Consider the following 14384-nt stretch of genomic DNA (forward strand, 5'->3'; position numbering starts at 1 on the left):
GTTGGGTCGTCGCCTTATTTTCGTGGGGTTTTTGGGGGTGGGTGTTCCGGTGGTTGGTTGTTTTTTTTAATTCCACGCGTTGGGGGGCTTTGGCCGCTCCCACAACACCCCGTATCAAGGCCCCTGCACATGCTGCAGGATCACCTTGGCCAAGCCTTCGTAGTCACCTTCGAAATGATGGTCACCGGGCAGCTTGATCAGCTGCGCACTACCTGCAGGCAACTTCGGGCACAGCGCATCATCGTCATCGGCGCCATAGATGCACAGCGTGTGATCGGCAGCCATGAGGCGAATTTCTGGGGCGATCGGCAGCCCATCATCGCCGCCACTGGAAATCCAGTTGCTGACATGGAACTCATAGTCGGCACGTTCGCCCACCGACATCAGTGCGGTCATCCGCAAAATCTGTGCCGTGGCCGGCGGCAGCTTGTTGATGGCCGCTGGCAGCACGTCGGCACCCTGCGAGAAGCCGATCAGCATCAGCTTTTGCCGCCGCCAATGGTTGCCGTAGTAACGCGCAATACGGTCCAGATCGACCGCAAAGCCTGCCGGTGTGCGCTCACTCCAGAAGTAACGCAGCGAATCCACGCCGACCACAGGAATGCCTGCCCGCGCCAGCGCACCAGCCACATCCTTGTCCAAACCCGCCCAGCCGCCATCGCCGGATACAAACACCGCGAAGGTATCGCCCTGCCCGCTGGCAGGCACTTCCACCAACGGCAAGCCGTCCAGATCCTGCGGCACCGCAGGCAGGCTGACGCCACGCTGCGCACCAAGCACGCGTGCCGCTGCGACCTCGCCTGGCAGAGCACTGCCCCCGCGGGTACGGGCGAACTCGCGTGCCCATGGCACGGCATCCATGAAAGCCGTCACGGCCGTCGCCGGGCAGGCCTGCCCCCTGCCTGCGGCTGCGTTCAACCAAGGGAAGCGCAATGCCTGCGGCGACAGCGCGCGCCCCTTGATGGCATCGCCGCAGGTCACCGTGACGTTACCCATCTGCGGGCAGAAACCTTCGGTCAGCAAACCGGCGAACACACCCGGATCGGCCTGGGTCGCGACCGCATAGGCCAATGCCGCACCGGAACCATCACCGCCGAGGACAGGCAGGCGGTAGGTCGGCACGTGGTAATAGGCCTGCACGTAGCGCGAGAAATTCTCTACATCGCCTGCCGAAAAGCCGCACTTGCCGCCCTCTTTGGCCAGCACCCGGTAGAGATGACGGGTGTCGATATCGACCACCATCGCGCCGTCCTCGCGCAGCGCCTGCAGCCGTGCCTGATGTTCGGCAGTGGCGGTAGCCGAAGTATCACCGAACCACAGCACCACCCGTTGAGCTGGCGCACTGGGCAGCAGCACCGGCACATGCTCGAAGCGTCCATGGCTGACCTGCTCCGCCATTGCCGGCACCGCCAACAGGCTCAGCGCCAGTCCCCCCATCCGCCACATCAAACGTGCCATGTACAGGCCTCGATATCGGTGCCGCAAAGCCTACGCCCGTGGCGGGCAGAAGGATGTCCAAAGCGCCGGCTCAGGCCTGTGCTTCAGGATGACGCGCAGTCCATTCGGCCAGCTTCTGCCGGTAGGTCAGCAGCTCATCGGTATATAGATCCAGCACGCACAGCGGGCAGCCGCTGCCACAGCATTCGTTCGGACCCGGCGCTTCCGGCGGCTGCGGACGCGGATCGGGATCAGGCATGACGGGAGCTTGGACAGGCAGTTCGTTCATTACAGCGGCCGGTTCGGCCTGATCAGCAGTGGGACAACCCACATTTTAGCCAAAGCGCAGGCTCAGGCCGTGGCCCGTCGTAGATTGGCACGCGCCGCCGCGTCGTAACGTTCATGGAAGAAGTCGCTGAAAAAGATGCGCGGCTGCGCCAATAGCTTCTTCAGGAAACGCCGCCGATTGAGCCGGAACATGAAGCCCGGCACCTTGCCCTGGTATTCCTCGGCAATACCACGGTCATAGGCATCGAAGACCGCGTCCGGAGCACCAAGAATCGCCATATCACTGTCCAGGAACAGCGCGGCATCCGCATCCAGTCCGTCGCCGCTCAGGCTGCCATGGCGCGCAGTGAGGTCAATCAGCGCCATCACCCGCGCCACATCCACCTCGGTATCCGGCAGCCAGCGCTCAACGCCGGACGCGGCCAATTGTGCCGAGCGTGCCTCGTTGTCACCACGCCCAGCCTCGTAGATCGCATCGTGGTAAAGCACGGCCAGCATTACCTCCAGTGGCTGCCGCCAGCCGGGGCCAGCAGCCACATCGCGGTAGTGCTGCAGCACCGCCTGCACGTGGCCGAAGTTGTGATATGCGCGCGGCGGCTGGGCGTAAGCGGTTTTCAGCTCGGCCAGCAGCGGTGGCGGCAGGGTCTGCAGCAAGTTGTTCATGCCGTCATCTTGGCACGAAGCCGTGCAGCAAGCGTGGCGCCGGACAACCGCAAGAATCCGCCACGAAGCGCTTGCGCTGCTCGGGGCGCCGCGCGCTCAACCCAGTTGCCAGCGGCCTTCGATCTGATAGCGCCCTTGGCCGAGAAAACTGCGTACCAGCACGAATTCACGTACAAACCAGCGCAGCGGCTGCACCGGCTGCGTCGGCAAGCGGCGGCGATCGTACAGCAGGGTCATATGCGGGGTGAAACGCGGGTCCAGCTTGCCACCCACGCCCTGCAGGCAACGCGCCAGTTCCTCATGCAGGCCATTCAACAGCTCGGCACCGTACTCGCTACGCAGCACAAACGGGTTCTTCACGCTGCCGGCAAAGCTGCCCACCTGATCAAAGCAGACCTCAAACTCAGGCATCCGCACCCGCGCTGCTGCCTGCCGTACCTTGGGCAACAGGCTCGGCGGCAAGCCTGCGTAGTCACCGAGATGGTGCAGCGTCACGTGCAGGCGCTCGGGCGCCAACGGTTGCCCGACCAGACCGTGTTCCTCGCGCAGGCCATCGGCCAACTCGGCCACCCGCTCAGCGGTGAGCCCATCAGGCATCACTGCAAAGAACAGGCGTTCGGTTGGAATGTCGCTGCCCAGGCCCAGGGTCATCTGGGCCTCGGTGGAGGAAAGCTGCTTCGTCATGATCTGGTATCGAAAGCCGGCTGCCGTACCCGCTCCGTCGCGGCGGCCACTACTGTCTTGGGCCGCGGATACTAGCAGACCGCGCCGGTCGCGGCCCGGCCATGGTGAAAAATTAGCCACCACCCGGCGAGTCACGCCGCACAAGGGCTGCCAATAGTTATCCACATGTTTGCACCGTGCTGGTCCACATCCGCTGTGGATTTATCCCCGGCCCGCTTCCATCCCTCCGCAACAGGCCTACACTGGGCAAGCCGCAGCAAGCTCCGGGTGATCGCCATGATCGGTTGGAATGCGTTGGTCCTGCTCACCGTCAGCAGCGTGGCCTTGGCCGCGCCACCGCCACCGCCAGCACCGGTCCCCGGCCCGGAGCAGGTGATGGCCATTCCACCGGAAGTGCGTGCACTGCTGCAGGAGCGCGTCATCAAGGTCGCCAACTCACCGGAGCAACGCCTGCAACGGTTGGTTGAACTGGTATTCCGTCCGGAGGGGCTGGGCCTGGAGTACGACACCGAAGCCACGTTGACTGTGGCTGAAACCTGGCAACAACACCGTGCCAACTGCCTGTCCTTCACCCTGCTGTTTGTCGCCCTGGCACGCGAGATCGGCCTGGAGGCGCGGATGCAGGAGGTGGGGCAAGTGGTGTCCTGGTATCAGGACCAGGGACTGATATTCAATGCTGGTCACGTCAACGTCGGCATGCGGGTTGATGGGCGCCGGGCGACCCTGGATCTTGATAGCAACGTGCTGTACGACCGCCGCGGCCCGCAGCCGATCAGCGACAGCCGCGCGCTTGCGCACTTCTACAACAACCGTGGCGCCGAGCAGCTGGCCGCGCGCGACTATCCCGGTGCCCGCGCCTACTTCAACGCAGCGCTGCGAATGGACCCACGTTTTGTGCCGGCATGGAGCAACCTGGGCGTACTTGAATCGCGCGAAGACGATCTGACCGCCGCAGCCAAGGATCTGGAAACCGCGCTGTCGATCAACAGCAGGCATGCGCCTGCTCTGCACAATGCCACCAAGCTCTACCAGCGCATGGGCAATACCGGGCGCGTGGCACAGATGCAGACGCGGTTGGAACAGGTACGCAAACACGACCCGTTCTATCAGTTCATGCAGGGCAACACCGCTGAGCGCGACGGCGACTACGCCTTGGCCACCCACTATTACCGCGAAGCTGTGCGGCTATACGGCAATGCCCACCAATTCCATTTCGGGCTGGCCCGTGCCTATTTCCTCGGCGGCAACAATCGGCTCGCCGAGCGTGAAATGGCACGTGCCCGTGACCTTGGCGGCGATCAGTTGCGTGCGGTTTACCAGAGCAAACTGGAAGGCATCCGTCGCCTTGAAGCACGCCACGCGGCGCGCTGAGCGCACGCCGCTGGCGGCATGGGCAGCGCAAGCCGGCTCAGGCCTTGCGCAGGAAGCAGGCTTTCAGCACCAGGCCCTTGATCTTGTCCGAGTTGCCTTCGATGTTCTCGGCATCGTCTTCGACCAAGCGGATGTTGCGGATCACCGTGCCCTGCTTGAGCGGGATCGACGAGCCTTTGACCTTCAGATCCTTGATCACGGTGACGGTATCGCCGGCCACCAGCACATTGCCATTGCTGTCCCGGACAACCAACGTGGATTCGGCCGCCTCGCCTGCGGTCCATTCATGGCCGCAATCGGCGCAGATCCACAGCGCACCGTCGGCGTAGACGTTTTCCAGCGAGCACTGCGGGCAGGAAGTAACAGACATGGGGGACTCCCGTACATTGAATAACCGCCTATTGTAGCCGTTCAGCCAAAGCCACTCCCGGCAGCGCCGAGCGCGCAGCGGGAGCGTGACTGATCGCAAGCCCGTGCCCCGCAACTGGCGCACGCCCCTACCGGCAAGTGGCAGCGCACGATTCGCAATCCCGCCGGCTGGACCGACGGTCTGGACGGGCGGATGACCCTCTCATTCAGGCAGCGCGCATAGGCCGGAAAATCGTGACGCGGTTCGTGATAGTGCGGCCCTGGTGCCCGCGAACAGCGCCTCACGACCCACATGTGAAGCCAGCCGCACGACGGCGTAGTAAAGTGCGCGGCCGATTCAGCAGCAAGACGCGCAGGCCCCATGAAACTCGGCATCGATTTTGGCACCAGCAACTCGGCCGCCGCCGCCCATATCGACGGCAAGGTGGTACCCGTCAGCTTTGGTGAGGCCCAGCAGTTCCGCACCACGGTGTACTTCCCCGAGGTTATGCGCGACCCCAACGACTTCGAGCTGACCCCGGCATTGGAAGCACAGGTCGATGAGCTGATCGACTCCGGCCGCCGTGACGCCCGTGCGGTTGGCAATACACGCAGCCATGAGCAGCTGCGCAGCGCTGCCTTGCGCGTGGTGCGCCGGCAGTGGATGGAAGAACGCATTCGCGAACCGCGCAGCTCCACCACCCTGCTGCAGAACGCCGTTTACGGTGACGACGCGCTGGAAGCCTACTTCGAAGAAAACGAAGGCAATCTGGTGCAGAGCCCGAAGTCGATGCTGGGCTACAACCTGCATCCGCGTGCCAAGCAGACCATCACCGGCATCGCTACCCACATCCTTGAGCACATCCGCCTGACCGCCTCGCGCCAGCTGCAAAGCAACGTGCGCAGCGCCCTGCTCGGCCGGCCGGTGCAGTTCCGCAGCTCGATCGGCGCAGCTGGCAACGATCAGGCACTGGATATCCTGCGCAGTGCGGCGATGGCTGCCGGGTTTGACGAAGTGGATTTCCTCGAAGAACCCGCAGCTGCCGCCATGCATTACCACGCGGTCAGCAGCGAGCGCCACGAAGCGGTGATTGTCGACGTCGGCGGCGGTACCACCGATATCGCCCATGCCAGCGTTGGCGGCAGCACCGCACCGCAGATCCACCGCGCCTGGGGTATCGCCCGTGGTGGTACCGATATCGACCTGGCGCTGAGCCTGGCTGGCTATATGCCGCTGTTTGGCCGCGGCATCACCCGTGTGCCAGCGCACCACTATGTGGAAGCAGCGATGGTGCAGGACATGACCCGCCAGCGTGACTTCCGCCAGCACAACTACGATGCCGTCGATCTACCTTATGGCCCGCGCCTGCAGGCCCTGCAGGACACCGGCAATACCGCACGTCTGTACCGCGCGGTGGAGCAGTGCAAGATCGCCTTGAGCAGCCAGCGCAACCACAGCAGCGTGCTGGACTTCATCGAAGCAGGCCTCGCGGTCGACATCGACGCGCCGCATCTGACCTCAGCTGCGGGTGGCTATCTGGGTGAATTTGAATCCCTGCTGCAGCAGGTGCGTGCCGATATCGGCCACGACCCGGCGGCGGTGTTCCTGACCGGTGGCATGTCGCGCGCCGGCTACATCCAGCAGGCCGCTGCCGCGGCCTTCCCGGGCGCCACGCTGGTGCACGGCGACCCCTCGTTTGGCGTGGTGCAGGGATTGGCACTGGCGGCAACAACGAACACAGCTACTGTAGGAGCGGCGTAAGCCGCCAAGCCACAAATCTGGACGCGCAGAAGCCCCCCTCCCCAACCCTCCCCTTGCCTGCGGCAAAGGGAGGGAGCTGAAAGCCAGTCCCCCGTTGCTTCGCACAAGGAAGGGCGTCAATCAGCGATCCAGACTTACCCGCACACCGCCCGAATGCGACTGGATGGAAATATCACCATCACCGCCGCCAATCCGCGCATCCAGATTCTTGCTGGGTCCGTAACGCGGGGTCTGCACTTGGCCTACATCAGAGCGGATGCTGCCGCTGAAGGTGCTGACCTTCAACTGCGCCGAGGTGTTGGCCGGCAAGCCCAGCGACACCGAGCCACTCACCGTCTCCAGATTGACCCGGCCGCCCGGCTGCAAACCAGCGCTGCGCACGCCCAGGCTGCCGGATACCGACTCGGCATTGAGCCGCTGCACCTTGGCCAGATCCAGTGTGATCCCGCCCGACACGGTATTTGCCGAAACCTCGCCACCGCTGCCACCGGCAGCATTGATCCCACCACTGACCGTTCTGGTCTCCAGCCGCGATGTCTGCAGCTGCGAGCGGATCGCGCCACTGACCGTGGTCAACTCGGCCTCACCCGCACGACCGTTGGCAGTAATACTGCCGCTGACGGTGGAGCTCTGCAGGCGACGCAGGTCCACATCGGACACATCCACCATCGCGCTGACGGTACTGGTCTGCAACTGCGCAGCGCGCGGCACGCGCAGCTCCAGCACAGCGCCACGACTACTGCGGCCGTTCTGCGGATAAACCACTTTCAATGCCACCCGGTTGGCGCTGCTTTCCACCTCCAGGCGCTGGCCGTCGCCCAATGAACCGGTGAGCTGCACTTCGTTGCGATCCCAGCCACGTACGGTGACCGAGCCAGCCACATTGCTCAGTTCCACACGGCCGCCGCTGGACAAGGGCAGGTTGCGATTGACCGCGGTCTGCGCGAATGCGCTGGTCAGCGGGGCCAGCAGCAACGCTGTGGCGATCAGATTGCGCATGCAGGCTTTCATCGAATACTCCTTCAAGTCGGAAGTCCGGTCGGGTTTACGCCCTTGCGGGTGAGTTCAAGCCGCAGCGCGTAGGTGCGCTGCAACTGTCCAAGTAGAAAATCGGCGTCGGGGCTCTGCGCGATGGCGCTGCGGATGCTGCCGGCGCTTTCATCCAGTTCACGCAACGCTGGCTGCAGCTCTGCGGCAAGGTTGTCCTGAGGAATTGCCGCCATCGCCTGCCGGTACTGGTAGGTGATGTTGTTGGCCTGATGTTGCAGGGGGGACTCCTCCGCAGCCACCGATGCAACCGGCTGCCGCGGCAACAACGACAGACTGGTCACGCCAACCAGCGCCACGACCACCGCAGCAGCGGCATAGCGCGGCCAGTGGCGTCGCTGCCGCCGTTTTGTCCGTGCGATATCCAAGGAAGAAACAGCTACAGCATCCGCTTGCAGGGTACGCGGCGCCTGCTCCAGTTCTGCGGCGATACGCTGCCACACCATAGCCGGGGGTACCCGCTCGGCAGGCAGCCCGCGCAGGCGCTGCGCCAGCTCATCGCCTTGATCGCGATCGTCTTCGTAGTTATTCATCATGCGTCTCCAAGCCGCGTGCGTAACAAACTGCGCGCACGATGCAACTGGGCCTTGGAGCTGCCGACAGCCATCTGCAGTTCCACGGCGATTTCCTGGTGTTTCCAGCCTTCAATGTCGTGCAGCACCAGCACCGCGCGGGCACGTGGCGGCAGCGTTAACAGCGCGCGTTCCAGATCCATGCCGGTGGCATGGCAGCGCGGGGTGTCGGCCATGTCGGCCAATAGATCCATCCCGGATTCACCGATATCCAGCGATTCAAACGTTGCCGCGCGCAACTCCATCAGCGCCGTATTCACTGCAAGGCGATGCAACCAGGTAGCCAGCGTGCTCTCGAAGCGGAACTGCGGCAGCTTGCGCCAGGCCTGGATGAAGGTTTCCTGCATTACATCCTCGGCCCGCGCGGCGTTGCCGCCGCATAGGCGCCACAGCAAGGCGTACAAGCGCGGCGAGTGACGCCGGTAGATGCGCTCGTAGGCACGGGTATCTCCGGCTGCGGCGGCACGGGCCAGCGCAGCATCGTCGACGACGGGCGGTGAAGGGGCGGCGGTAGTCACGGTGGCGTCGAGCATATCCATTGGATGCGGCAAGCAGGAAAAAGGTTTAAAGCCAGTTCAATTCTTTGCTCAACTGGCCTGTCGGCACGCCGCGACTGGCAGCAAACGCCACACTGGCCGACAATCGACGCTCGCCAAACCGTTGCTGCCGATGTTGGGTAGCCCCGTCACTGCGCGTATCGCCGCGTTTGCCGCTGGCCAGCCGCGCCGCCTCCACTGCACTGAAACACTGACGTACCGCAAGGAAACCGCATGAAGCACTACCTCCCCGCCTCGATGCAGCAATGGATTGACCCCATCAACATCGGTCTGAGCATCCTGCTGATCCTGGTCGTGGCCTGGCTGCTGCGCCTGCTGACCCGCCGCCTGCTGTCCCGTCTAGGCCGCCACTACACACTGCCGGCGCAGATCGAGATGGCGATCCGGCGGCTATCCAATTTCGTCATCGGCGCGGTGGCCCTGGTTGCCATTCTGCAGACACTGAACGTACAAGCCAGCGTGCTGTGGACCGCGTTCACCGGCTTCGCAGCGGTGGGCGCGGTGGCGTTCTTTGCCGCCTGGAGTGTGCTCTCCAATATCTTCTGCACCTTCCTGATCTTCACCACCCGTCCGTTCCGCCTAGGCGACCAGATCGAACTGCTGGAAAACGGCGAAAAACCCGGCCTGAAGGGCGTGGTCACCGATATCAACCTGATCTACACCACCCTGCATGAAGTCGGCGGCCCCGCCGAAGGCACCCTGATGCAGATCCCCAACAGCCTGTTCTTCCAGCGTGGCCTGCGCCGCTGGCGCGGTGGCGATGCGATGCCCACAACCGTGCACGGAGACGGCTGAACAGGACGGTGCAGAGACCGATCAATCTCAGGTGTTGAACCATGATCCCTGCGAAAGCGGGGATTATTCTTGTTCTTGCCCACTCTCCCGCCGTGGCTCGTCATCCCCGCGAAGGCGGGGATCGCATTGGCACTGGCACTGGCCTTGGCTCTACAACCAACGCAAGAGCAAAAGCCAAGAGCAAGAGCGATCCCCGCCTTCGCGGGGATGACGGCGTAAGGCAAAAACCAAAACCAAAGCCACCGCCAAACCCAAACCCAAACCCAGCTGAACACCTTCCGTCAGCAGCGCCCCGGTCCACAGCGTTCCGCTCGCGTCCACATCACCCGTGCGAAAATTGCCGGCATTGAGCGACCGGCCCGGTCGCAAGCCCGCACGTAATGTCCTCCTCTCCCGATACCTCCTGCCCCGCCCCGCAGGCAGGCGACGCTTTTGCCGTTGCTGAAGCCCAGAATCCGCGCTCCGACCGCCAACGCTGGCTCAGCGTCATCGCCTTGGCCCTGGCGGCATTCGTCTTCAATACCAGCGAGTTCGTCCCGGTCGGCTTGCTGAGCGACATCGGCGCCGACTTCGGCAAGCCAATCGAGCACGTCGGCCTGATGCTGACCATCTATGCCTGGGTGGTCGCACTGACCTCACTGCCGTGCATGCTGCTGACCCGTAATTTCGACCGTCGCAAACTGTTGCTTGGCGTGTTTGCGCTGTTCATCCTCAGCCATGTGCTGTCCAGCGTGGCCTGGAGTTATCCAGTGCTGATGGCCAGCCGGGTTGGCATTGCACTGGCCCATGCCGTGTTCTGGTCGATCACCGCCTCACTGGCGGTGCGTGTGGCGCCGCAGGACAAACGCCCACAGGCGCTGGGGCTGCTGGCAACCGGCACGTCCGTGGCGATGGTGCTGGGCATCCCGCTCGGTCGCATCGTTGGTGAGCTGCTGGGCTGGCGCATCACTTTCATGGCCATCGGCGGCGTCGCCCTGCTGGTGATGCTGGTGCTCGCACGCCTGCTGCCGGCCCTGCCCAGCCACAACAGCGGCTCGGCCAGCAGCATCCCGTTGCTGCTGCGCCGCCCGGCATTGATGGCCTTGTACCTGCTGGTGATGGTGGTGATTTCCGCCCAGTTCACCGGCTACAGCTATATCGAGCCGTTCGTGCAGAAGATTGGTGGCTTTGATGCGCATGTGACCACGCTGGTGTTGCTGTTGTTCGGCGGCATGGGCTTCATTGGCAGCGTGTTGTTCTCGCGCTATGGATTGCGCTGGCCACGCGGCTTCCTGCTGACCGCGATCGGTACCCTGGCGGCAAGCTTGTTGCTGCTGCGCACGGGCCTGCACAGCAGCTGGCTGCTGTACGCATTGGTCTCGGTGTGGGGCGTGGCGATGATCAGCTTTGCGCTGTCGATGCAGTCCAAGGTGCTGAACCTGGCCTCCGATGCCACCGACGTGGCGATGGCCTTGTTCTCGGGCATCTTCAACATCGGCATCGGCGCCGGCGCACTGATCGGCAGCCAGGTCAGCCTGCAGCTGGGCATGCAGCATATCGGCCTGGTCGGCGGCCTGATCGCCGTCGCAGGCTGGCTGTGGTGCCTGTTCGCAATGCTGCGCTGGAGCGGCAGTTTCCAGCTTGGCGGCGCAAAGCACTGATCTGCCGCAACGCACACGTTTACAGCGCGTCCGCTGCAGGTATGCTTCCGTTCACGCCCCCCGCGTCCGGGGGCGCGCTACAGGGGAAGTACGTGGATCAGGACATCATTTTGCGCGATGCAGTCGTTGCCGATGCCGACGCGCTCAGCACGTTGGTCACGCCGTTGGCACGGCATCTGCTGGACTCTGATAGCGGCACCAGCGCACATGCCTTCCTTGCCTCGTTGACCCCAACCAGCTTCGCCGAGCGGCTGGCTGACAAGGACTTCGCGCATTACCTGGTGGAAGATGCCGGCACACTGGTCGGCATGATCGCGATGCGTGGCGACAGCCATATCCATCATCTGTTTGTCAGCCGCAGCGCGCGCAAGCGCGGCATTGCCCGCCTACTGTGGGAGCACGCATTGCGCGTGCACGGCCGCCGCGAGTACACGGTCAACTCATCCGAGATTGCAGTGCCGGTATATGAGCGGTTTGGCTTCATCAGCAAGGCCGCGCCGCAGACGGTCAAGGGCGTGCGGTTTGTGCTGATGGAACGGCCGAGATTGGTGCCTCGGGTTGTGCAGAAGCAGTATTTGAATGATGTGCTGCCAGGGCCTGGGAAGATCTGAAGCTTTGGGCTTTGAGCTTTTGACTGTGGCTTTTTTGCCGTCATCCTCGCGAAGGCGGGGATCGCTCTGGCCTTGGCCTTACGCCTGACCGGAATTACAGCACTGCCCTAAGACACAAGCGCAAGCAACTGCAGAGCGATCCCCGCTTGCGCGAGGGCGACGAGCCAAGGCAAATGCCAAAGGCAGAGCGATCCCCGCCTTCGCGAGGATGACGAGCAAGGGCAAAAACCAACGCCGCAACAACAGCCAAAGCCCCGGCCACAGCAAACCCTAGCGCAGCTGACTATCCTTGCTGCCACGCCGGTTGTAACCGGCAAACGCCTCGTCTTCGTCCTGCGCCTGTTGGCAAGCGATGCACAACCTCACTCCGGGCACGGCCTTGCGCCGTGCCTCGGGAATCGGCGCGTCACATTCTTCGCAGTGTTCCAACCCCGGACCGCTGGGCATGCGGCTGCGCGCACGCTTGATCGCGTCCTCGACGGTGGCATCAATCTGATCCTGAACGGCGGTGTCGCCCGCCCAACCGGTGGCCATGATCGCTGGCTCCGTAATGACCGGATCCCAGCCTAGCGCAGTTGCGGCAAGGCTGGGTAAACGCCGGTGGAACTCACCACATCAGGTCGTCTGGCACCTGGAACTGGGCGTAGTAGGCATCGTCTTCCGCGTTGCCGGTGGAAATCGGCATATCCGCACTCTGGCCGTGGTCGAGCACGATCAGGCTGGCGTCACGCTCGCGCACCTTTTCCGCCGCCATGCGCGGCAGCAGTTCGAAACTGTCGCCATGACGGGCAATCACCAGCGCACCATTGGCCAGCTGGGTACGCAGCGCCTCGGTGACCAGCATGGTGCGGATCACTGCGCCGTCGTTGAAACGGTATTCCAGCTCACCGGCGCGGGGCAGCTTGCGGTCGGCGATGATCTGCCGGGCCTGCGCACGCAGCTCATCGGCGCGGCGCTGGGCGTTTTGCTCGGCGGCCAGTTGACGGTCCTTTTCGGCCTTTTCGGCACGGGCGCGGTCGGCCTCGCGCTGGCTTTCGGTCGTGCTCGCCGGGCCTTTGCCATGGCGCGCCTTGACCTGCTCGCGTGCCACCTGCGAGACCTGCGATTTCTTCACCAGGCCAGCCTTGAGCAGCTGTTCCTGCAGTGGATTACCCTTTGCCATCGTCGTTGTTCATGGTTTTGTTGCCGAGGCTGCCATCATAGCGGCCTGCCCGGTCCCGCCCAAATGCCCATGCTTCCGCTGAAATACCTGAATGGCTATCCCGAACACCTGCAGCAGCGCGCTCGCGAACTGCTGGACGCGGGCAAGCTGGGCGAAGCGGTACGCAAGCGCTACGCCGAGCCCAATCCGGTGCGCAACGATCGCCAGCTCTACGACTACGTGCAGGCCATCAAGGAGCGCCACCTGCGCCAGTCGGTGCCGCTGGGCAAGGTGCTGTATGACGGCAAGCTGCAGGTGGTCAAGCACGCGCTGGGCACGCATACCGCTATCTCCCGCAACCACGGCGGCAAGCTAAAGGCCAGCCGCGAGATCCGCATTGCCAGCGTGTTCCGCGAGGCCCCGGCCGAGTTCCTGCGGATGATCGTGGTGCACGAGCTGGCCCACATCAAGGAGGCCGACCACAACAAAGCCTTCTACCAGCTGTGCCTGCACATGGAGCCGGATTACCACCAGTTGGAGTTCGACCTGCGCCTGTACCTGACTGCCTTGGAACATGAACCGGGCTGAGCCGACCATCGCCCCGGCCCCGCCACAGCGCTACACTCCCCGCCCTTCGTAGAACCCATTGCCACCATGACCACCCCTATCCGTCTCGACAAGCGCGTTGCCGCGCAGCTGCAGTGCTCGCGCTCGCAGGCCCAGCAGTACATCGAAGGCGGCTGGATCAGCGTCGATGGCGTGGTGGTGGAAACCCCGCAGACCATGGTCAGCGAGGAAGTGATCACCCTGGCCGCCGAAGGCAGCACTGAAGTGGCCGAAGCCGCCACCTTCCTGATCAACAAGCCAGCCGGCTGCACGCCCGAACAACTGTTCGCGCTGCTGGCCGACGAAAACCGCTTTGCCGATGATGCCTCCGGCATCCGTCCGCTGCGCCGTCATTTCCAGCGCCTGGACTACCTGATGCCGCTGGACGATGCCGCCAGCGGTCTGGTCGTGCTGACCCAGGACTGGCGCGTACGCCGCCACCTGCAGGAATCCGGCTACAGCCTGGAACAGGAATTCGTGGTCGAAGTCAGCGGTGAACCCACCCCGTGGGCGATGCCCAAGCTCACCCATGGCCTGATTTACGAAGGCCGCAGCCTGCCGCACGCCAAGATCAGCTGGCAGAGCGAACAGCGTCTGCGCTTTGCAATCAAGGACGTTCGCCTGGGGCAGCTGCAATTCATGTGCAGCCAGGTGGGCCTGAAAGCCGAGCAGATCCGCCGCCTGCGCATCGGCCGCGTCGGCCTGAGCAAGATGCCCGAAGGCCAGTGGCGTTTTCTGGCCACAGACCAGAAGTTCTAGACCGAGGCCAGCCTTGGTTTTGTAGGAGCGGCGTCAGCCGCGAAGCTGGCAATGCATCAGCCCACGCCTAAAACCTGCATCACGTGGTGTGCAATTGCATACG

Annotated in this window: 17 protein-coding genes; 7 read left to right on the plus strand and 10 right to left on the minus strand. The window is 63.7% G+C overall.

Annotated elements, in window-relative coordinates; all coding sequences use genetic code 11:
• Positions 1 to 114: 114 nt before the first annotated feature.
• The 4 genes from ACVOK8_RS04655 to thpR all read right to left on the minus strand — a co-directional run bounded on the left by ACVOK8_RS04655 (position 115) and on the right by thpR (position 3072).
• Positions 115 to 1458 (minus strand): virulence factor family protein, encoded by a 1344-nt coding sequence (locus ACVOK8_RS04655; RefSeq protein WP_481565799.1) that lies wholly within the window; start codon positions 1456 to 1458, stop codon positions 115 to 117.
• Between the two features lie 70 nt (positions 1459 to 1528).
• A complete protein-coding gene (locus ACVOK8_RS04660) occupies positions 1529 to 1696 on the minus strand; it encodes an oxidoreductase-like domain-containing protein (RefSeq protein ID WP_481565800.1) in 168 nt (55 codons plus the stop codon).
• Between the two features lie 92 nt (positions 1697 to 1788).
• Positions 1789 to 2388: an HD domain-containing protein gene (locus ACVOK8_RS04665; protein ID WP_481565801.1), complete on the minus strand. Its 600-nt coding sequence runs from the start codon at positions 2386 to 2388 to the stop codon at positions 1789 to 1791.
• Between the two features lie 96 nt (positions 2389 to 2484).
• Entirely contained in the window at positions 2485 to 3072 is a 588-nt protein-coding gene (gene thpR / locus ACVOK8_RS04670) for an RNA 2',3'-cyclic phosphodiesterase (RefSeq protein WP_481565802.1), read from the minus strand.
• A 276-nt stretch (positions 3073 to 3348) separates the two neighbouring features.
• On the opposite strand from thpR, the gene ACVOK8_RS04675 reads away from it, so the two are divergent.
• Positions 3349 to 4443 (plus strand): tetratricopeptide repeat protein, encoded by a 1095-nt coding sequence (locus ACVOK8_RS04675; protein WP_481565803.1) that lies wholly within the window; start codon positions 3349 to 3351, stop codon positions 4441 to 4443.
• 37 nt (positions 4444 to 4480) lie between these two features.
• Here the strand turns inward: ACVOK8_RS04675 and ACVOK8_RS04680 are convergent, their stop codons facing one another.
• Entirely contained in the window at positions 4481 to 4813 is a 333-nt protein-coding gene (locus ACVOK8_RS04680) for a zinc ribbon domain-containing protein YjdM (RefSeq protein ID WP_481565804.1), read from the minus strand.
• 360 nt (positions 4814 to 5173) lie between these two features.
• Here ACVOK8_RS04680 and ACVOK8_RS04685 point away from each other — a divergent pair, with 360 nt between their 5' ends.
• Entirely contained in the window at positions 5174 to 6553 is a 1380-nt protein-coding gene (locus tag ACVOK8_RS04685) for an Hsp70 family protein (RefSeq protein ID WP_481565805.1), read from the plus strand.
• 120 nt (positions 6554 to 6673) lie between these two features.
• Here the strand turns inward: ACVOK8_RS04685 and ACVOK8_RS04690 are convergent, their stop codons facing one another.
• The 3 genes from ACVOK8_RS04690 to ACVOK8_RS04700 are packed head-to-tail and all read right to left on the minus strand — an operon-like array spanning position 6674 to position 8705.
• On the minus strand, positions 6674 to 7564 hold the full coding sequence (locus ACVOK8_RS04690; RefSeq protein ID WP_481565806.1) for a DUF4097 family beta strand repeat-containing protein: 891 nt from the start codon (positions 7562 to 7564) through the stop codon (positions 6674 to 6676).
• Positions 7565 to 7575: 11 nt separating this feature from the next.
• Positions 7576 to 8133 carry a hypothetical protein gene (locus tag ACVOK8_RS04695; protein WP_481565807.1) on the minus strand — a complete coding sequence of 186 codons (558 nt, stop codon included), beginning with the start codon at positions 8131 to 8133 and terminating at the stop codon, positions 7576 to 7578.
• Positions 8133 to 8705 carry an RNA polymerase sigma factor gene (locus ACVOK8_RS04700; RefSeq protein WP_481565871.1) on the minus strand — a complete coding sequence of 191 codons (573 nt, stop codon included), beginning with the start codon at positions 8703 to 8705 and terminating at the stop codon, positions 8133 to 8135. The genes ACVOK8_RS04695 and ACVOK8_RS04700 overlap by 1 nt, the downstream gene beginning before the upstream one ends.
• A gap of 237 nt (positions 8706 to 8942) precedes the next feature.
• Between ACVOK8_RS04700 and ACVOK8_RS04705 the strand changes: the two genes are divergently transcribed.
• The 3 genes from ACVOK8_RS04705 to ACVOK8_RS04715 all read left to right on the plus strand — a co-directional run bounded on the left by ACVOK8_RS04705 (position 8943) and on the right by ACVOK8_RS04715 (position 11775).
• A complete protein-coding gene (locus ACVOK8_RS04705) occupies positions 8943 to 9524 on the plus strand; it encodes a mechanosensitive ion channel domain-containing protein (protein ID WP_481565808.1) in 582 nt (193 codons plus the stop codon).
• A gap of 380 nt (positions 9525 to 9904) precedes the next feature.
• The gene (locus ACVOK8_RS04710; protein ID WP_481565809.1) at positions 9905 to 11164 is read left to right on the plus strand and encodes a sugar transporter; all 1260 of its coding nucleotides are present in this window, start codon (positions 9905 to 9907) and stop codon (positions 11162 to 11164) included.
• Between the two features lie 92 nt (positions 11165 to 11256).
• Positions 11257 to 11775: a GNAT family N-acetyltransferase gene (locus ACVOK8_RS04715; RefSeq protein ID WP_481565810.1), complete on the plus strand. Its 519-nt coding sequence runs from the start codon at positions 11257 to 11259 to the stop codon at positions 11773 to 11775.
• Between the two features lie 270 nt (positions 11776 to 12045).
• Here the strand turns inward: ACVOK8_RS04715 and ACVOK8_RS04720 are convergent, their stop codons facing one another.
• On the minus strand, positions 12046 to 12309 hold the full coding sequence (locus ACVOK8_RS04720; RefSeq protein ID WP_282265397.1) for a DksA/TraR family C4-type zinc finger protein: 264 nt from the start codon (positions 12307 to 12309) through the stop codon (positions 12046 to 12048).
• A gap of 73 nt (positions 12310 to 12382) precedes the next feature.
• Positions 12383 to 12937, minus strand: a complete 555-nt coding sequence (locus ACVOK8_RS04725) for a DUF2058 domain-containing protein (protein WP_481565811.1) — start codon at positions 12935 to 12937, stop codon at positions 12383 to 12385.
• Between the two features lie 69 nt (positions 12938 to 13006).
• On the opposite strand from ACVOK8_RS04725, the gene ACVOK8_RS04730 reads away from it, so the two are divergent.
• The gene (locus ACVOK8_RS04730; RefSeq protein ID WP_303749993.1) at positions 13007 to 13504 is read left to right on the plus strand and encodes a M48 metallopeptidase family protein; all 498 of its coding nucleotides are present in this window, start codon (positions 13007 to 13009) and stop codon (positions 13502 to 13504) included.
• Positions 13505 to 13570: 66 nt separating this feature from the next.
• Complete coding sequence (locus tag ACVOK8_RS04735) at positions 13571 to 14281, plus strand: rRNA pseudouridine synthase (protein ID WP_481565812.1); 711 nt, start codon at positions 13571 to 13573, stop codon at positions 14279 to 14281.
• Positions 14282 to 14384: the final 103 nt, after the last annotated feature.

This window comes from Stenotrophomonas sp. STEN083, from assembly GCF_056759195.1.

Excerpts from the sequence above, each read along its gene's own strand:
- ACVOK8_RS04660 (WP_481565800.1), bottom strand. The coding sequence starts at position 1,696 with ATGCCTGATCCCGATCCGCGTCCGCAGCCGCCGGAAGCGCCGGGTCCG.
- ACVOK8_RS04735 (WP_481565812.1), top strand. The coding sequence starts at position 13,571 with ATGACCACCCCTATCCGTCTCGACAAGCGCGTTGCCGCGCAGCTGCAG.
- ACVOK8_RS04675 (WP_481565803.1), top strand. The coding sequence starts at position 3,349 with ATGATCGGTTGGAATGCGTTGGTCCTGCTCACCGTCAGCAGCGTGGCC.
- ACVOK8_RS04685 (WP_481565805.1), top strand. The coding sequence starts at position 5,174 with ATGAAACTCGGCATCGATTTTGGCACCAGCAACTCGGCCGCCGCCGCC.
- ACVOK8_RS04690 (WP_481565806.1), bottom strand. The coding sequence starts at position 7,564 with ATGAAAGCCTGCATGCGCAATCTGATCGCCACAGCGTTGCTGCTGGCC.
- ACVOK8_RS04730 (WP_303749993.1), top strand. The coding sequence starts at position 13,007 with ATGCTTCCGCTGAAATACCTGAATGGCTATCCCGAACACCTGCAGCAG.
- ACVOK8_RS04680 (WP_481565804.1), bottom strand. The coding sequence starts at position 4,813 with ATGTCTGTTACTTCCTGCCCGCAGTGCTCGCTGGAAAACGTCTACGCC.
- ACVOK8_RS04665 (WP_481565801.1), bottom strand. The coding sequence starts at position 2,388 with ATGAACAACTTGCTGCAGACCCTGCCGCCACCGCTGCTGGCCGAGCTG.
- ACVOK8_RS04655 (WP_481565799.1), bottom strand. The coding sequence starts at position 1,458 with ATGGCACGTTTGATGTGGCGGATGGGGGGACTGGCGCTGAGCCTGTTG.
- ACVOK8_RS04705 (WP_481565808.1), top strand. The coding sequence starts at position 8,943 with ATGAAGCACTACCTCCCCGCCTCGATGCAGCAATGGATTGACCCCATC.
- ACVOK8_RS04710 (WP_481565809.1), top strand. The coding sequence starts at position 9,905 with ATGTCCTCCTCTCCCGATACCTCCTGCCCCGCCCCGCAGGCAGGCGAC.
- thpR (WP_481565802.1), bottom strand. The coding sequence starts at position 3,072 with ATGACGAAGCAGCTTTCCTCCACCGAGGCCCAGATGACCCTGGGCCTG.
- ACVOK8_RS04720 (WP_282265397.1), bottom strand. The coding sequence starts at position 12,309 with ATGGCCACCGGTTGGGCGGGCGACACCGCCGTTCAGGATCAGATTGAT.
- ACVOK8_RS04700 (WP_481565871.1), bottom strand. The coding sequence starts at position 8,705 with ATGCTCGACGCCACCGTGACTACCGCCGCCCCTTCACCGCCCGTCGTC.
- ACVOK8_RS04695 (WP_481565807.1), bottom strand. The coding sequence starts at position 8,133 with ATGAATAACTACGAAGACGATCGCGATCAAGGCGATGAGCTGGCGCAG.
- ACVOK8_RS04725 (WP_481565811.1), bottom strand. The coding sequence starts at position 12,937 with ATGGCAAAGGGTAATCCACTGCAGGAACAGCTGCTCAAGGCTGGCCTG.